The organism is Mycobacterium sp. (assembly GCF_052143115.1).
Lineage (GTDB): Bacteria > Actinomycetota > Actinomycetes > Mycobacteriales > Mycobacteriaceae > Mycobacterium.
In genome coordinates, this window is record NZ_JBKQTQ010000129.1 from 1 (window position 1) to 15122 (window position 15122).

A 15122-nucleotide genomic window follows, 5' to 3' on the forward strand; every position below is an offset into this window, starting at 1 on the left:
TGCCGTACCGCAGTGTGTTGAGACTGGCGGATTTGGGGCTGGCCGGTGGCTGAGCCGGCCGTCGCGCGTTAGTCACCGTGCGGACTCTCATCGCGATGGTCGCGGCATTGGCGGTGGCATGCTGCGCGGCCTGCTCGGGTTCGCATCACAAGGACCGGGTCTATGGCGCGCTGACCGCCCGGCTCGGCGAATCGTTGGCGGTGCTGGGCTGGAACACGTGGATGTCCAACCTGGGCTAGCAAGACAACTACGTGCTGGTCGACGTCGACGCGGCCCCGACCGATCCCGCCAAAGCCCATGCCGATCCCCGCGACGTCCGGTTCGGCCTCTACGGGGCGCTGGCGCACCCGATGGAGGCCACCGGCATCGGCAGCTGCGACAACGTGAAAATGTTGTCATCCAAGCGCTTTCCGCACCTGAGGGCAAACGGCTGACCGGTACGGTGTGCCTGGGCCCGCTGTCGGACCGCAGCGCGGTGCGCGGGGTGCACCTGTACTCGCCCCGCGACCGGATCGCCGACACCGCCGCGGCCTACCCGGCGGCGTTCCCGGTCGGGGTGCTGCCGACGAAGCAGAACGACACCGGCTTGGTGGTCAAGACCACCAGCGTGGCCGTGTGGCGAGCCGACGGCACCCAGCTGACCCAGGCCTCGCTCGGTGACCCGGGCGCATTCAGCGGCAGCGGCTACATGCTGCTCGGGTTGGACGCCGACACCATCGCCGCGAAATACCGAGACGACTCCGCGGCTCGCGGCGGGCCGATGATGTTGCTCGCCGCCCCGACACTGCCTCCCCTCGGGCTGAGCCCGGCCTGCTCGGCCTACGGGTCGTCCGTGCTGATCCTGCCCGAAGCGTCGCTGGACGCCGTGCATGTCAGCGCGTCGCTGTGCACCCAGGGCGATATCAACGAGGCGCTGCTGTACGCGACCATTGCGGTTGTGGGAACCCACGCGGCAGTCTGGACCACGCAATGAATGATGTGCCCCGCTCTCCCCAGCTGCGCGGGGACCCCACCCCGGGGCGTCCCGGCCCGCATCGTCGCGAGGCAGTGACCGATTCGCCCCACTCCTCCTCGGGCCGTTCCGGCCCGCATCGTCGCGAGGCAGTGACCGAGCCAGGTCCCACCGAATGGGGTATTCCGGCAAGCGGAGTCGGCCCCTGGGTCGGGCCGCCTCCGGACGACCCGCGCTATGACCCGGCGCTGCTGCGCGACGGCGACACCCGCAACGTCGTCGACGCCTACCGGTACTGGACGCGTGAGGCGATCGTCGCCGACATCGACAAGCGCAGGCATCCGCTGCATGTGGCGATCGAGAACTTCGGTCATGACGCCAACATCGGTGGGGTGGTGCGCACCGCCAACGCGTTCGCCGTGGACACCGTCCACATCGTCGGGCGGCGCCGTTGGAACCGCCGCGGCGCCATGGTCACCGACCGCTACCAACGGCTGTGCCATCACGACAGCGTCGCCGACTTGCTGGGCTTTGCGGCGGGAGCGGGCCTGGCGGTGGTCGCCGTCGACATCGTGCCGGGCGCGGCGCGGCTCGAACAGACCACGCTGCCGCGGAACTGCCTGCTGCTGTTCGGCCAGGAAGGCCCCGGCATCAGCGACGACGCCCGCGCGGGTGCTTCGCTGATCGTCTCGATCGCCCAGTTCGGGTCGACGCGCAGCATCAACGTCGCGGTGGCGGCGGGGATCGCCATGCATGCCTGGATCAGCCAACACGGAGACATCGCGAGGGCCTGGTAGGGCGAGTAGGGCAGGATCTGCAGACATGGATCAGGTATGGGTCAACCGGGCGGTCAGTGCGGAAGCCGCCGTCAGCGGCCGCCATCTGAGACGGCTCTGGGCGCTGCCGGGCACCCAACTCGGCGTGGTGGCCTGGCCGCCGACCCGGCGGGACCGATGGTTCGGCGGCTGGCATTACTGGTGGCAGGCGCATCTGCTCGACTGCCTGGTCGACGCGGAGCTGCGCGACCCGCAGCCGGAGCGGCGCATCAAGATCGCCAGGCAGATCCGCTCGCACCGGCTGCGCAACAACGGATCCTGGGTCAACAGCTACTACGACGACATGGCCTGGCTGGCGCTGTCGCTGGAGCGGGCTGCCCGGATCGCCGGCGTGGAGCGCAAACGCGCGCTGCACAAGTTGAACGACCAATTCGTCAAAGCGTGGGTACCCGAGGACGGCGGCGGCATCCCGTGGCGCAAGCAGGACCAATTCTTCAACGCCCCGGCCAACGGCCCGGCTGGGATCTTCCTGGCGCGCTATGGCGACCGGCTGCGACGGGCCCAGCAGATGGCCGACTGGATCGACGACACGCTGATCGACCCCGACACGCACCTGGTGTTCGACGGCATCAAGGCCGGGTCACTCGTCCGCGCGCAGTACACCTACTGCCAGGGCGTGGTGCTGGGCCTGGAGACCGAGCTGGCCGCACGCACCCAGGACGAGCGGCACGCGCCACGGGTGCATCGCCTGGTCGCCGCCGTTGACGAGCACATGGCGCCGGCCGGGGTGTTGCGCGGCGCCGGCGGTGGTGACGGCGGGCTGTTCGCCGGAATCACCGCTCGCTACCTGGCTTTGGTCGCCACTACGTTGCCGGGGGAGTCCGCCGCGGACGCCGCGGCCCGCGAAACCGCCCGCGAAATCGTGCTGGCCTCGGCGCAATCGGCGTGGAACAACCGGCAGTCGGTGCAAGGGCTGCCGCTGTTCGGGCCGTTCTGGGATCGCCCCGCCGAGCTGCCCACCGCCGGCGACCAGCAGGCCGAGTTCGTCGAGGGGGCGGTCACCGAGTCGGAGATAGCCGAACGCGATCTGTCAGTGCAACTATCGGGTTGGATGCTGATGGAGGCCGCGCATGCAGTGACCAACAACGAGAGGACCACCGATGAGTAAAGTCCACCCCGACGCCGAGTCGGCGCTGCACGGCCTGCTGAGAGACGGTATGATCATCGCTGCCGGCGGGTTCGGCCTCTGCGGGATCCCGGAGAATCTGATCCAGGCCCTCGTGGACAGCGGCGTCAAGGACCTCACCATCGTCGGAAACAATGCCGGCGTAGACGATTTCGGCATGGGCCTGCTGCTCAAGGCGCGGCAGGTGAAAAAGGTCATCGCGTCCTACGTCGGGGAGAACAAGGAATTCGAGCGTCAGGTGCTGGCCGGAGAGCTGGACCTTGTCCTGACGCCGCAGGGCACCCTCGCGGAGAAGTTGCGCGCCGGCGGCGCAGGCATTCCCGGCTTCTACACCCGCACTGCCTACGGCACTAATCTTGCCGAAGGCAAAGACACCCGGGTCTTTGACGGCACCGAATACGTTCTGGAAGAAGGCATTCGCGCCGACCTGGCGATCGTCAAGGCGTGGAAGGGGGACACGTCGGGCAACCTCATCTACCGGAAGACAGCGCGCAACTTCAACCCGATGATCGCCACCTGTGGCGCGGTAACCGTGGCCGAGGTGGAAGAACTGGTCGAGGTCGGCGACCTCGACCCCGACCTGATCCATACTCCGGGCGTCTATGTGGACCGCATCATCGAGGGCCGCGACTACGAGAAGCGCATCGAATTCCGCACCACCAGCGGCGGCGCCGCAATAAAGCACGACAGCCCGATTCGCGAGCTGATGGCCCAGCGTGCCGCCCAGGAATTGCGGGACGGTTACTACGTAAACCTGGGCATCGGCATTCCGACGTTGGTGGCAAACTTCATCCCGGACAACATCAACGTGACGCTGCAGTCGGAGAACGGCCTGCTGGGCATCGGTTCCTACCCGACCGAAGACGGTGTCGACCCCGATCTCGTCAATGCCGGCAAACAGACCGTCACCAGCCTTCCCGGGTCAAGCTTTTTCAGCAGCGCCGACGCCTTCGCGATGATCCGCGGCGGCCACATCGATCTGTCCATCCTGGGCGGCCTGGAGGTTGCCGAGAACGGCGACCTGGCCAACTGGATGGTGCCGGGCAAGATGGTGAAAGGACCCGGCGGCGCTATGGATTTGGTGTCGGGCGTCAAGCGAGTGATCGTCGTGATGGATCACACCGCGAAGGATGGCAGCCCGAAGATCCTCAAGCAATGCACGCTGCCGGTCACCGGCAAGGGCGTGGTGGACATGATCATCACCGACCTGTGCGTGTTCGACGTCGAGCCGGAACACGGACTCACGCTCACCGAATTACACCCGGGGGTGACGGTCGCCGACGTGCGGGCCAAGACCGGCTGCGACTTCAAGGTCGCCGTCTGATCACCCGCAGCGCCGCGCAATCGATGGCGGGCTACTCGGGGACCGGTAGGCGCTGCTTGGCTTTCTCACGTTCGCGGCGACGGTTCAGGTAAATCCGTGCCATCGAGATGAAGGCGGGCAACATCGACACGAACAAGATGGCCAGGATGATCTTTTCCAGGTTGTTGTGCACGAACTCGTTGTTGCCGAGAAAGTAGCCCAACAGCGTCGCGCCCGCACCCCAGGCGATGCCGCCGACGATGTCGAACCCGAGGAATACCGGATAGCGCATGTAGGACACCCCGGCCACCACCGGGGTGAACGTCCGCACGAACGGCATGAACCGGGCCATGATGATGGCCATCGGCCCGTATTTCTCGAAGAACGCGTGCGACTCCGTCACATGGTGCTGCTTGAAGAAGCGCGAGTCTTCCTTTTTGAACAGCGCCGGGCCGATCCGCCGCCCGATGAAATACCCGGTCTGATCGCCCAGCACCGCGACCACCGCGACACAGCTGGCCAACACCTCGATGCTGACCGGCGGGTGCGTGCTCGCGGCCAGCAGGCCGCCGGTGAACAGCAGCGACTCACCAGGCAGCAGCGGGAACAGCAGACCGGTCTCGACGAAGACGATGAGCAGGATGCCGGGCAGCACCGCATGCCCGAACACGCCGTCGGCGCCCAACCAGTACATCGGGTCGAGCAGGTTGGGCATGGCCGCTACCGTGGTGTTCACGGTGTTCCAAGATACCGGCGAAATTCAACGGGTCTTTACCAGGCGCAGCTTGCGGGGGCGGTCGGGCTGCCGACCAGAATCTGTGTTGCGATACTGATCGCACACGTCAGGAAGGAAGCTTCATGCCCATCGCAACGCCAGAGGTCTACGCCGAGATGCTGCGACGTGCCAAGGAGAAGTCGTACGCCTTCCCGGCGATCAACTGCACGTCCTCGGAGACCATCAACGCCGCCATCAAGGGCTTCGCCGACGCGGGCAGCGACGGCATCATCCAGTTCTCGACGGGTGGTGCGGAGTTCGGCTCAGGGTTGGGGGTGAAGAACATGGTCACCGGCGCGGTGGCGCTGGCCAAGTTTGCCCGCGTCATCGCCGACGAGTACCCGATCAACATCGCGCTGCACACCGACCACTGCCCGAAGGACAAGCTGGACACCTATGTGCGCCCACTGCTGGAGATCTCAGCCAGGCGGGTCGCGGCCGGCAAGAACCCGCTGTTCCAGTCGCACATGTGGGACGGCTCCACGGTGCCGATCGACGAGAACCTGAAGATCGCCCAGGAGCTGCTCAAGGAGGCCGCGGCCGCCAAGATCGTTCTCGAGGTCGAGATCGGCGTGGTCGGCGGCGAGGAAGACGGCGTTGTCGGCGCCATCGACGAGAAGCTGTACACCACCCCGGACGACTTCGAGAAGACCGTCGACGCCTTGGGCCACGGCGAACACGGCCATTATCTGCTGGCCGCGACGTTCGGCAACGTGCACGGCGTCTACAAGCCCGGCAACGTCAAGCTGCGCCCCGACATCCTGGCCCAGGGCCAGAAGGTAGCGGCGGCCAAGCTGGGGCTGCCCGACGACGCGAAGCCGTTCGACTTCGTGTTCCACGGCGGGTCGGGTTCGCTGAAGTCGGAGATCGAAGAGGCGCTGGGCTATGGGGTGGTGAAGATGAACGTCGACACCGACGCCCAGTACGCGTTCACCCGCCCGATCGCCGGTCACATGTTCACCAACTACGACGGCGTACTCAAGGTGGACGGCGACGTGGGCAGCAAGAAGGTCTACGACCCGCGTAGCTACCTCAAGGCGGCGGAGGCGGGGATGACCGAGCGGGTCATCGAGGCCTGCAACGACCTGCACTGCGCGGGCAAGGCCGTCAGCGCAGGGTGAAGCCGCCAGCGCGGGATCAACCCGTGCTGGCCTCGCAGATCTTCCACCGGTCGTCGCGGTACTGCAGGTCGAAGCTGCGGGTCGAGCGGACCTGCGGCGCGTAGGCCATGAACGCGGTCACGTTGGCCTCAGCGTGGTTTCCGTTGACGACAACCTGGTCGATGTTGGCGACCACCGGATACTGTTTGGCCGCCGCGACCCGACGATAAGTGTCGTTCCATTCGCGTTCGTCGTAGTTGACGTAGTCGTCGCGCATGGTGCCGCAGGTGATGCCGCGCAGCGTGGATAGGTCGCCGTTCTGCACCGCGACATCGAAATTCTGAATGGTGCTGCGAACCTGGTCTTCTTGTGAGGCGTTCGGCCTTTTGTTGCTTCGGGTCATCAGCACCGTGCCCAGCACTGCGACGGCCGCCAACGCCAGGATGATCAGTATCAACGCCAGTACCCAACCCCAGCTGCGCTGGGTCGACGGCCGCAGCTTGGCGCCCAGCCGAGGCGGAATCAGCTGCGGCATCGCGGTTCGCGGCCGTGTTGCGTTCGATCCAGACGGCGGATGGCCGCTCTCGAAGGCCTCGGTGGCGGGCTCGTTGGCGGCGTTGATGACCGCAGTCTCCCTGGCGTCGAACCCCGGGGCAGTGAAGCGACGCTCACCCAGCGGAATCCGCGGTTTGGGTGCATCCTGCTCGCGCGGGGTCTTGGCCATCGCCTCGGTGGCGGGCTCGGCCCGGTAGCTCTCGGTGGGATCGTCATCGGGGCCGACGAGCTGTTCGGTGTCGTCAGCGTCGGATTCCGCCGGGTCGGTCGCGGGACCTCGATCGACGGCGTCTGGATCGAACCCCGGCGCATTCGACTTGTGGTCGGGGTCAGGCCCTGAGGGATTCGGCATAAGCGCTGGTGTCCTCTTCGCTGTCGAAATACGTATTGCAGCTTAAAGCGTGTCGAACAACTCTATCGAGCGTTGGGCACCGCCCTTCTCGGGCGTCGTCGGTTCAGCCCGCTGATGCGGTGTGAACGTCGGTTCCCGCGTCATCCGGGATGGTTATACCGGCACACGAGGAGTGCTGGTCAGCGCCGTCCCGTCGGCGGGCATTGTTAGCCCGGCCCCGTTGCTTGGGGGTCCGGGGATCGATGGGCAGACCGTGGTGGGCCTGGCCCCAGCGGGCCAGATTGGTCGCCGCATTGGTGTCGCGGTCGGCGGAATGTCCGCAGCCGCAGGCGAACACCCGATCGGCCAGCGTCAGATCGCGACGGATAGAACCGCAGGCCGCGCAGAGTTTGCTTGACGGGTACCACCGATCGGCAGGGATGACTTCGCCACCACGCCAGGCCTGTTTGTAGCCCAGCAGTTGGGAGAACTCCGCCCAGCCCGCATCGGAGATGGCTCGAGCCAGGCGACGGTTAGCCAGCATCCCGGTCACGTTCAGGTTTTCGATCACGAGCCGGTCGTGGGCCTTGACTAGCGCGTTGGAAACCTGGTGGAGAAAATGGCGGCGCACGTTGGCGATGTGATAGTGATGACGCCTCAGCCTGACTGCGGCGTCACAGCGGTTACGGGATCCGTTTTGCTTGCGCGACAACGATTTCGCCAACCGTCGTTGGCGTTTCATTCCCGCGGCCAACGCCCTGGGGGCATCGGTGACGCGAGCAACTTCGTGGCCGTCGGCGTCGGCGGCGACCACAAACGCCGACAAACCCCGATCAACGCCGACCCAGCCGCCATCATCTGACGGATTGCGCGGAGCGTGCTTGTAGGTGGGGTGCAGGTCGGCGGCCTCCACATTTAGCGACGCCCGCCACCGCCCCGCCTGGTGGCTTATCGTGGCGAAGAGAATCTTGGCCCTGCCCTTAGCGAGCATGCGCCGCAATCGGCGTGTGTCATCGCACACGCCGATCTGTCCGATCCCGGGCAGAGTGATCGAGCGGGGCTGGTCGTGGTCGCCTACCCGTATCATCGGCTGGCGGTGTTTGGAGTGCTTGTTGCGCAGCCGAAACGAGGCCGCCACGGCGGTTTTCTTCTTGAAGCGGGGGAAGCCGACCCTTGCGCCTTTGCGGTTGCCGGAGCGCGAGTCCGACCAGGCGGCCAGGGCGCGGCCGCAGTCGACGGCGGCTTCTTCGAACACCTGCTGGCACACTTCGGCCCGCCACGGCAATCCGGTCACCACCACCTCGGCGCTGCCAGCGGTGTTGACGGTAAATGTCCGGCCCGCTTCCTCGGTTTTCTTCCATGCGTTGAACGCGTTGATCAGATCAAATCCCGTCCACAACACATCGACTTTCGGGTCGGTCTTGCGTTGAGTGAGTGTGCCTTTCACCATCCGCAAGCATTGATTGAACGCGAACCGGGCCGCCCCGGCATGCCGGGCCAGCACCTGCTGCTGCTCGGCCGTCGGGTCGAGGCAGAACCTGAACGTGGTGTGCCGGCTCATCTCACCGGTGAGCATCCCACCACCCACCGACAACCGTCGGCGGCATGTCGGGCCGCTGATCACCGTCAGGCGTCATGTGATCCGAATCCGGGGCGCCGGCGCCGGTATCAATCCGATTGTCCGACACCGCGCTAGCGGCCCAGGCCCAGGTTTGGTGCGGCGGCGGCGCACGGCACAATAGCGGCATGACGCCCATGCGTGATCTTCTGGGACCGGATCCGATCTTGTTGCCCGGCGACACCGACGCCGAGGCCGAACTGCTGGCCAACGAGAACCCGGCCGTCGTTGCCGCCGCACATCCTTCGGCCTCGGTAGCCTGGGCAGCCCTGGCCGAAGAAGCGCTCGCCGACGACAAGGCGATCACCGCCTACGCGTACGCCCGCACCGGCTACCACCGCGGCCTGGACCAGCTGCGGCGCAACGGCTGGAAGGGGTTCGGGCCCGTGCCGTATGCCCATGAGCCGAATCGCGGTTTTCTGCGCTGCGTGGCCGCGCTGGCGAGGGCGGCCGACGCCATCGGCGAAACCGACGAGCAGACCCGGTGCCTGGACCTGCTCGACGATTGCGACCCCGCTGCCCGCACCGCACTCGGGCTCACCTGAGCCGGGCTAACAGCTGGCCGAGCAATCACCGATACGGCCCGGCGGCTCGACCTGGATGGTGGCGTGGTCCAATCCGTGCGCAGTCAGCACCGCGCGTGCGCCGTCGAGCACCCGCGCCGAGTCGCCTTGGCTGGCCAGGTGCGCGGTCACCATGTCCTTACCGGGCACCAGCGTCCAGACGTGCAGGTCGTGCACGTCGGTCACGCCGTCGACGGCGCGCAGCGCCGTACGCAGCTCCTCGACGTCGATGTGGCTGGGCGACGCCTCCGACAGGATGCGCAATGCGCCGACGGCCAGTGAAAACGCCCGGGGTAGCACCCACAGCGCGATCAGGACCGCCACCACCACGTCGGCGTAGGGCCAGTGCGTGGTGATCGTGACCAGACCGGCGATCAGCACACCGACGCTGCCGACCATGTCGGCGATGACCTCCATGTAGGCGCCCTTGACGGCCAGGCTCTCCGTCGAGTGCGACCGCAGCAGCAGCGCTACCGCCACATTGGTGGCCAGCCCCGCCAGCGCCACGACGATCATTGGTACCCCTGGTACCTCCGGCGCATGGCCGAGCCGCGCGATCGCTTCGCGGAGAATGATCGCCGCCACCGCGATCAGCAGCACTGCGTTGGCCACCGCGGTAAACACCTCGGCGCGGTGCCAGCCGTAGGTGCGGCCCGGAGACGAGCTGCCGCGCCGGGCCAGCACCAAAGCGCACAGCCCCATGAAAGTGGCCGCCACGTCGGTCAGGATGTGGCCGGCGTCGGCCAGCAGCGCCATCGAGCCGATCACCAGCGCGGTGGTCAGCTCCACGACAAAGAACCCACCCAGCATCGCGGTGGCAATGGCCATCTTCGAGACCATCCGGCCATCGCTGGCATCGGTGTTCGCGTGACTGTGGCCGGCACCCATGTCCGATAATATATGCAGTATTACGCATATATCGCAAGCGTGACGGCTAACCTCCAGCACCGAGATCGACGTCAGTGCATCGTTTCTGCGATTTTTCCGCGCTGGCGTCGATCTCGGCGCGGCTACATCAGCCCTGCGTCAGAACCAGGCGTGCCAGAACTGGGTCAGTCGCATGCCGGCAAGCGCCCAGGTGCTCGGCACCCCGGACAGCTCGTAGAACCAGAAGACCATCCCGAAAAACCACCGGTTCAGCTGCGGTGCGAAGAGGATCACCAGCAGAATCAGCCAGCCGAACTGCTTGGCCGGTTCCAGCGCACGCTGGGTCTCCGGACTCAGGTGCGGCTCCAGTGCGTTGTAGCCGTCCAGCCCGGGGATCGGCAGCAGGTTCAACAGTACCGCGGTGACCTGGAGGAAGCCCAAGAAGGCCACCCCGGCCCACAGCACCGGGTGTGCCGGGTCGTAAAGCCACCGGGTCGCCGCCAGCAGCAGCACCGCCAGCAGCAGGTTGGCTGCCGGCCCGGCCAGGCTCACCAGCGTGCGCTGCGCGGCCGTCATGAACGACGTCCGCACATAGACGGCGGCGCCGGGCAAGCCGATGCCGCCCAGCGCGATAAACAGCATCGGCAGACCCAGCGACAGCATCGGGTGGCTGTAGCGCCGCGGATCCAGGCTCAGATAGCCGCGCACGGCGATGTCACGATCGCCGAATCGCCACGCCGTGAACGCGTGGCCGAATTCGTGCAGACACAGCGATACGACCCAGCCGGCGATCACGAAGATGAACACTCCGGCATAGGCCAGCGCACCCAGGTCGGCGCCGTCCCACCAAGCCAGCGCGCCGCCGAACACCGTCAGGCCAACGATGGCAAGGAAGATCGGGCTCGGCCGCACCGATTGGCGCAACTCACGGGCGCTCACGTGACGAAACTACCGACTGGGATGACGGTCCGGCTCCTCGCCCCGCGCGGCGCTCGTCACCGGACTAATAACCAACCCTCGGTGTTCCGATAGATCGTCGACCGGCGCGTCGCCTTGAGCGCCGGCACACCGTCGCGGTCCACGGCCGCACCGGTGCTGCCCAGCTGCGCCGCTCGCCCTGCCAGCCAACGGCGCGACCGGCCGCCCCACACGCGCGCCCGCAGACCCGGCAGTGCGACCGTCGGCTCGATCCTCACCCCGGCAACAACGCCGTCGAAGAGCACAGCGTCGTCGACGACGGCCTCGCCATGCAAGAGTTGCGCGTCGCCGGCTGGCCGCCAGTGGGCTGCTCCCACGATCGCCGTTCCGGTTTCGTCGCGGATCAGCGGCACCCGCCGAGCCGATCCGCGCTGCGCCCGGCGGGCCGCCCGGCGACCCGCCGGCACCCGGTAAACCCGGGTGGCGGCGGTGCGCCGCCGCGGCGCATAGCCGACCTCGACGTTGAGGCGTCCGGCCCGCAGCAGCCGGGTCAGCACGGTCGCCAGGTCGGCGTCGACGCCGACCACCACCACCCGTCTGACTCCGGCGATCGCGGCCGCCAAGACTTTTGCATCCGCTCGATCGTCGATGCGCACCGCGGGCAGTCCGGTCAGCCGACCAGGCAGAGGCAAGTCGCCGAACATCAGCACGGCGATGTCGGAGGCGTTCAATTGCCCGCCTCCTCCCCAGGCCGCTGGGCGGCCTGCATCGTCGCGCGGGCGGTTCAATTTGCCCGCCTCCTCATCATGCCGTTGGGCGGCCTGCATCGTCGCGCGGGCGGTTATTTGTCCGCCTCCTCCTCGCGCCTGCCGGCGCGTATCGTCGCCGGACGGGCCTCGTCGCAAACAGCTGGGCTAATGTGGGTCACCGGCTGGACCACAATAAGCAGGACATACCAGTGGGAGAAACGCCATGCCGGCAATCGTCCTGATCGGCGCCCAATGGGGCGACGAGGGCAAAGGCAAGGCCACCGACCTACTCGGCGGCCGCGCCCAGTGGGTGGTGCGCTACCAGGGCGGCAACAACGCCGGACACACCGTGGTGTTGCCCACCGGTGAGAACTTCGCCTTGCACCTGATTCCGTCGGGTGTGCTGACGCCCGGCGTCACCAACGTCATCGGCAATGGAGTGGTGGTCGATCCCGGCGTGCTGCTCGACGAGCTGAAGGGCCTCGAGGACCGCGGCATCGACACCTCGAAGCTGCTGATCTCCGCCGACGCGCATCTGCTGATGCCCTACCACGTGGCCATCGACAAGGTGACCGAGCGCTATATGGGCAGCAAGAAGATCGGCACCACCGGCCGCGGCATCGGGCCGTGCTACCAGGACAAGATTGCGCGCATGGGGATCCGGGTCGCCGACGTGCTCGACCCGGATTTGCTGACCCACAAGATCGAAGCCGCACTGGAATTGAAAAACCAGATCCTGGTCAAGATCTACAACCGCAAGGCTCTGGAGCCGGGGCATCTGGTCGAGGTCCTGCTCGAACAAGCCGACGGCTTCCGGCATCGCATCGCCGACACCAGGCTGCTGCTGAACACTGCGCTGGAGGCCGGCGAAACTGTGTTGCTGGAAGGCTCGCAGGGCACCCTGCTCGACGTCGACCATGGCACCTATCCCTACGTCACGTCGTCGAATCCGACCGCCGGCGGCGCCGCGGTCGGCTCCGGCATCGGCCCGACCCGGATTACCACCGTGCTGGGAATCCTGAAGGCCTACACCACCCGGGTTGGCTCCGGCCCGTTCCCCACCGAATTGTTCGACGAGAACGGCGAATACCTGTCCAAAACCGGTGGTGAGTTTGGCGTGACCACCGGGCGCCGTCGCCGCTGCGGCTGGTTCGACGCCGTGATCGCCCGTTACGCCACCCGGGTCAACGGCATCACCGACTACTTCCTGACCAAGCTGGACGTGTTGTCCAGCCTGGAAACCGTCCCGGTGTGCGTCGGCTACGTGATCGACGGCAAACGCACCCACGACATGCCAATGACTCAAAGCGATCTGGCCCGCGCCGAACCGATCTACGAAGAGCTGCCCGGCTGGTGGGAAGACATTTCCGACGCACGGACGTTCGACGATCTGCCCGCCAAGGCGCGTGACTATGTCCTGCGGCTGGAAGAGCTTGCCGGAGCACATGTTTCGTGTATCGGTGTCGGCCCGGGCCGTGATCAGACCATCGTTCGCCGCGACGTGCTGACGGCGCGCCGGTGACCGAGTCTTCGCAGAGCCCAGAACAACTCGACCCCGATTACGATCATCACGGCGGCTTTCCGGAATACGGGGCCGCTAGCCCGGGGCCGGGTTTCGGCCGGTTCGTCAATGCCATGCGACGGGTGCAGGATCTGGCGGTGTCCGCAGACCCCAGCGAAGACGTCTGGGAGGACGCCGCCGACCGCGCCGAGGCGCTATCCGCGCTGCTCGCGCCGTTTCAGGCTCCCGAAGGCCAGGGTCCGGCCGGCCGTTCGCCGCAATTGCCGGGAATGGGCAGCCTGCTGCTGCCGCCGTGGACGATGAGCAGATTCGACCCCGACGGCGTGGAGATGCGCGGCAATTTCTGCCGGTTCCACGTCGGCGGCAACGGGGCGGTGCACGGCGGCGTGCTTCCGCTGCTGTTCGACCATGTCTTCGGGATGGTGGTGCACGCCGCCGGCCGGCCGATCAGCCGGACCGGCTTCCTGCACGTCGATTACCGCAAGATCACCCCGATCGACACCCCGTTGGTGGTCCAGGGGCATGTCGTCGCCACCGAGGGCCGCAAGGCGTTTGTCCGCGGCGAACTGCTCGACGGCGACACCCTGCTGGCCGAAGCCAACGGCCTGATGGTGCGGTTGCTGCCCGGTCAGCCGTAATAGCGAGACCTCGCCTGCGCGTGCCTGCGGCTGTGACCGCGACAACCCTCCGCCGTGTGGAGTAGCCTTAACCACAGCGGTAATTCACCCCTCTCGACTAGCGGTCACATTCCTTTCGGACTGGGGCTGGCGCTCAACCTCGGCGACTGCAACGAGGTTTGTTTGCCACCGCGACCAGCGGGATCGTCGCCGATCTGGAGATGCGAGGCGAAGGCACCCTCGGTGGGATCTGGGCATTGGATCGGCACGATTCGTCCAGCCGGACCGGCGCTCTCGCACAACCCGTTTTCGCCGTTCTCGCACCGTCGGTGTGTGTTTGGAGTTTTTGGCCTGATACTTTTTCCCACGTCGCCAACCGATTCGATCTTCCTGCTCGCGGAGTCCGAGAATTGTCAGATGCAGGTGGGCGGGCTGGCGTTGTTCTCCCCGTCTGAGGGCGGCCGCGCTTCGGACGTGCGCGAGATGTTCGTCGCGGCGGTCGGCCGCGACGAGGTGGCCGGCTTTTGGCGCAAGCGGGCCCGCCGGTCGGTGACGTCGCTGGGGCAGTGGGGCTGGGATCCCGGCGGCGAGGTCGAGCTCGACTACCACGTGCAGTATTCGGCGTTACCGCAGCCCGCCGGAATGGCGGAGCTGTGGGCGCTGGTGTCCTGGCTGCACGCGACCCCGTTGGACCGCGACCGACCGCTGTGGGAGATGCACCTGATCGAGGGTCTCGCCGACGGCCGGTACGCGGTGTACATCAAGATCCACCATGCGCTTGCCGACGGGGTCTCCGCGATGGGGATGCTGCGCGCGGCGTTGAGCGCGGACCCCGGCCGGCGCGAAGGGCCCGCCCTGTGGGAGCCAGACGGGCTTGCATCGGAGCCCGCACCGGCCTCGCCGCGGGGCGGTCTGGACCTGTTACGGCTGCCGTCTTGGGCGGTGGCGAAGGCCTGGGGCACGGCCCGGGAGGCCGCCGGGCTGGTGCCCGCGCTGACCGGCACGCTCGAGCGAGCGCTGCGCCACCGCGACGGGCCGCTGTCGCTGGCCGCGCCCCGCACGATGCTGAACGTGCCGATCGACGGCGCCCGGTCGTTCACCGGGCGCTCCTGGCCGTTGGAGCGGCTGCGTCTGGTCGCCAAGCAGAGCGACGCCACCGTCAACGACGTGGTGCTCGCCATGTGCGCCGGGGCGCTGCGCAGCTATCTGACCAGTAAGGGGGCGCTGCCGTGGGCGCCGCTGGTGGCGATGGTGCCGGTCTCGCTGCACGGCACCCGGCCCGAGGGCGGC

Annotated in this window: 14 protein-coding genes and 1 pseudogene; 9 read left to right on the top strand and 6 right to left on the bottom strand. The window is 67.1% G+C overall.

What is annotated here, in order from left to right; all coding sequences use genetic code 11:
• The first annotated feature begins 95 nt into the window (after positions 1-95).
• From ACLQI9_RS14025 to ACLQI9_RS14040, 4 genes and pseudogenes are all read left to right on the top strand, one after another.
• Positions 96-973: pseudogene (locus ACLQI9_RS14025) on the top strand (hypothetical protein).
• A gap of 131 nt (positions 974-1104) precedes the next feature.
• On the top strand, positions 1105-1749 hold the full coding sequence (locus ACLQI9_RS14030) for a TrmH family RNA methyltransferase (RefSeq protein WP_442378466.1): 645 nt from the start codon (positions 1105-1107) through the stop codon (positions 1747-1749).
• 25 nt (positions 1750-1774) lie between these two features.
• Positions 1775-2896: a glycoside hydrolase family 76 protein gene (locus ACLQI9_RS14035; protein ID WP_442391785.1), complete on the top strand. Its 1122-nt coding sequence runs from the start codon at positions 1775-1777 to the stop codon at positions 2894-2896.
• On the top strand, positions 2889-4238 hold the full coding sequence (locus tag ACLQI9_RS14040; protein WP_442378436.1) for a 3-oxoacid CoA-transferase subunit B: 1350 nt from the start codon (positions 2889-2891) through the stop codon (positions 4236-4238). The genes ACLQI9_RS14035 and ACLQI9_RS14040 overlap by 8 nt, the downstream gene beginning before the upstream one ends.
• A 31-nt stretch (positions 4239-4269) precedes the next feature.
• Here the strand turns inward: ACLQI9_RS14040 and ACLQI9_RS14045 are convergent, their stop codons facing one another.
• Positions 4270-4953: a DedA family protein gene (locus ACLQI9_RS14045; RefSeq protein ID WP_442378437.1), complete on the bottom strand. Its 684-nt coding sequence runs from the start codon at positions 4951-4953 to the stop codon at positions 4270-4272.
• A gap of 122 nt (positions 4954-5075) precedes the next feature.
• On the opposite strand from ACLQI9_RS14045, the gene fbaA reads away from it, so the two are divergent.
• Positions 5076-6113: a class II fructose-bisphosphate aldolase gene (fbaA, locus tag ACLQI9_RS14050; RefSeq protein ID WP_442378438.1), complete on the top strand. Its 1038-nt coding sequence runs from the start codon at positions 5076-5078 to the stop codon at positions 6111-6113.
• A gap of 16 nt (positions 6114-6129) precedes the next feature.
• Here fbaA and ACLQI9_RS14055 read toward each other — a convergent pair whose 3' ends face one another.
• On the bottom strand, positions 6130-6999 hold the full coding sequence (locus ACLQI9_RS14055) for an Rv0361 family membrane protein (protein ID WP_442378439.1): 870 nt from the start codon (positions 6997-6999) through the stop codon (positions 6130-6132).
• Between the two features lie 103 nt (positions 7000-7102).
• Complete coding sequence (locus ACLQI9_RS14060; RefSeq protein ID WP_442391786.1) at positions 7103-8554, bottom strand: RNA-guided endonuclease InsQ/TnpB family protein; 1452 nt, start codon at positions 8552-8554, stop codon at positions 7103-7105.
• A gap of 170 nt (positions 8555-8724) precedes the next feature.
• On the opposite strand from ACLQI9_RS14060, the gene ACLQI9_RS14065 reads away from it, so the two are divergent.
• On the top strand, positions 8725-9141 hold the full coding sequence (locus ACLQI9_RS14065) for a DUF3151 domain-containing protein (protein ID WP_442378441.1): 417 nt from the start codon (positions 8725-8727) through the stop codon (positions 9139-9141).
• A 6-nt stretch (positions 9142-9147) separates the two neighbouring features.
• On the opposite strand, the gene ACLQI9_RS14070 is transcribed toward ACLQI9_RS14065, so the two are convergent.
• The 3 genes from ACLQI9_RS14070 to ACLQI9_RS14080 form a co-directional block, all read right to left on the bottom strand.
• Positions 9148-10047: a cation diffusion facilitator family transporter gene (locus ACLQI9_RS14070; RefSeq protein WP_442378442.1), complete on the bottom strand. Its 900-nt coding sequence runs from the start codon at positions 10045-10047 to the stop codon at positions 9148-9150.
• A gap of 138 nt (positions 10048-10185) precedes the next feature.
• The gene (locus ACLQI9_RS14075; protein ID WP_442378443.1) at positions 10186-10965 is read right to left on the bottom strand and encodes a site-2 protease family protein; all 780 of its coding nucleotides are present in this window, start codon (positions 10963-10965) and stop codon (positions 10186-10188) included.
• A 56-nt stretch (positions 10966-11021) separates the two neighbouring features.
• The gene (locus ACLQI9_RS14080) at positions 11022-11648 is read right to left on the bottom strand and encodes a peptidase M50 (RefSeq protein ID WP_442391789.1); all 627 of its coding nucleotides are present in this window, start codon (positions 11646-11648) and stop codon (positions 11022-11024) included.
• Between the two features lie 268 nt (positions 11649-11916).
• Here ACLQI9_RS14080 and ACLQI9_RS14085 point away from each other — a divergent pair, with 268 nt between their 5' ends.
• From ACLQI9_RS14085 to ACLQI9_RS14095, 3 genes are all read left to right on the top strand, one after another.
• Positions 11917-13215 (top strand): adenylosuccinate synthase, encoded by a 1299-nt coding sequence (locus ACLQI9_RS14085; RefSeq protein WP_442378444.1) that lies wholly within the window; start codon positions 11917-11919, stop codon positions 13213-13215.
• Entirely contained in the window at positions 13212-13853 is a 642-nt protein-coding gene (locus ACLQI9_RS14090) for a PaaI family thioesterase (RefSeq protein WP_442391787.1), read from the top strand. Before ACLQI9_RS14085 ends, ACLQI9_RS14090 begins: the two co-directional genes overlap by 4 nt.
• A gap of 312 nt (positions 13854-14165) precedes the next feature.
• Positions 14166-15122, top strand: a 957-nt coding sequence (locus ACLQI9_RS14095) for a wax ester/triacylglycerol synthase domain-containing protein (protein ID WP_442391788.1), incomplete at its 3' end; no start/stop codon positions are given.

Excerpts from the sequence above, each read along its gene's own strand:
- ACLQI9_RS14085 (WP_442378444.1), top strand. The coding sequence starts at position 11,917 with ATGCCGGCAATCGTCCTGATCGGCGCCCAATGGGGCGACGAGGGCAAA.
- ACLQI9_RS14060 (WP_442391786.1), bottom strand. The coding sequence starts at position 8,554 with ATGCTCACCGGTGAGATGAGCCGGCACACCACGTTCAGGTTCTGCCTC.
- ACLQI9_RS14080 (WP_442391789.1), bottom strand. The coding sequence starts at position 11,648 with ATGTTCGGCGACTTGCCTCTGCCTGGTCGGCTGACCGGACTGCCCGCG.
- fbaA (WP_442378438.1), top strand. The coding sequence starts at position 5,076 with ATGCCCATCGCAACGCCAGAGGTCTACGCCGAGATGCTGCGACGTGCC.
- ACLQI9_RS14065 (WP_442378441.1), top strand. The coding sequence starts at position 8,725 with ATGACGCCCATGCGTGATCTTCTGGGACCGGATCCGATCTTGTTGCCC.
- ACLQI9_RS14035 (WP_442391785.1), top strand. The coding sequence starts at position 1,775 with ATGGATCAGGTATGGGTCAACCGGGCGGTCAGTGCGGAAGCCGCCGTC.
- ACLQI9_RS14055 (WP_442378439.1), bottom strand. The coding sequence starts at position 6,999 with ATGCCGAATCCCTCAGGGCCTGACCCCGACCACAAGTCGAATGCGCCG.
- ACLQI9_RS14070 (WP_442378442.1), bottom strand. The coding sequence starts at position 10,047 with ATGGGTGCCGGCCACAGTCACGCGAACACCGATGCCAGCGATGGCCGG.
- ACLQI9_RS14040 (WP_442378436.1), top strand. The coding sequence starts at position 2,889 with ATGAGTAAAGTCCACCCCGACGCCGAGTCGGCGCTGCACGGCCTGCTG.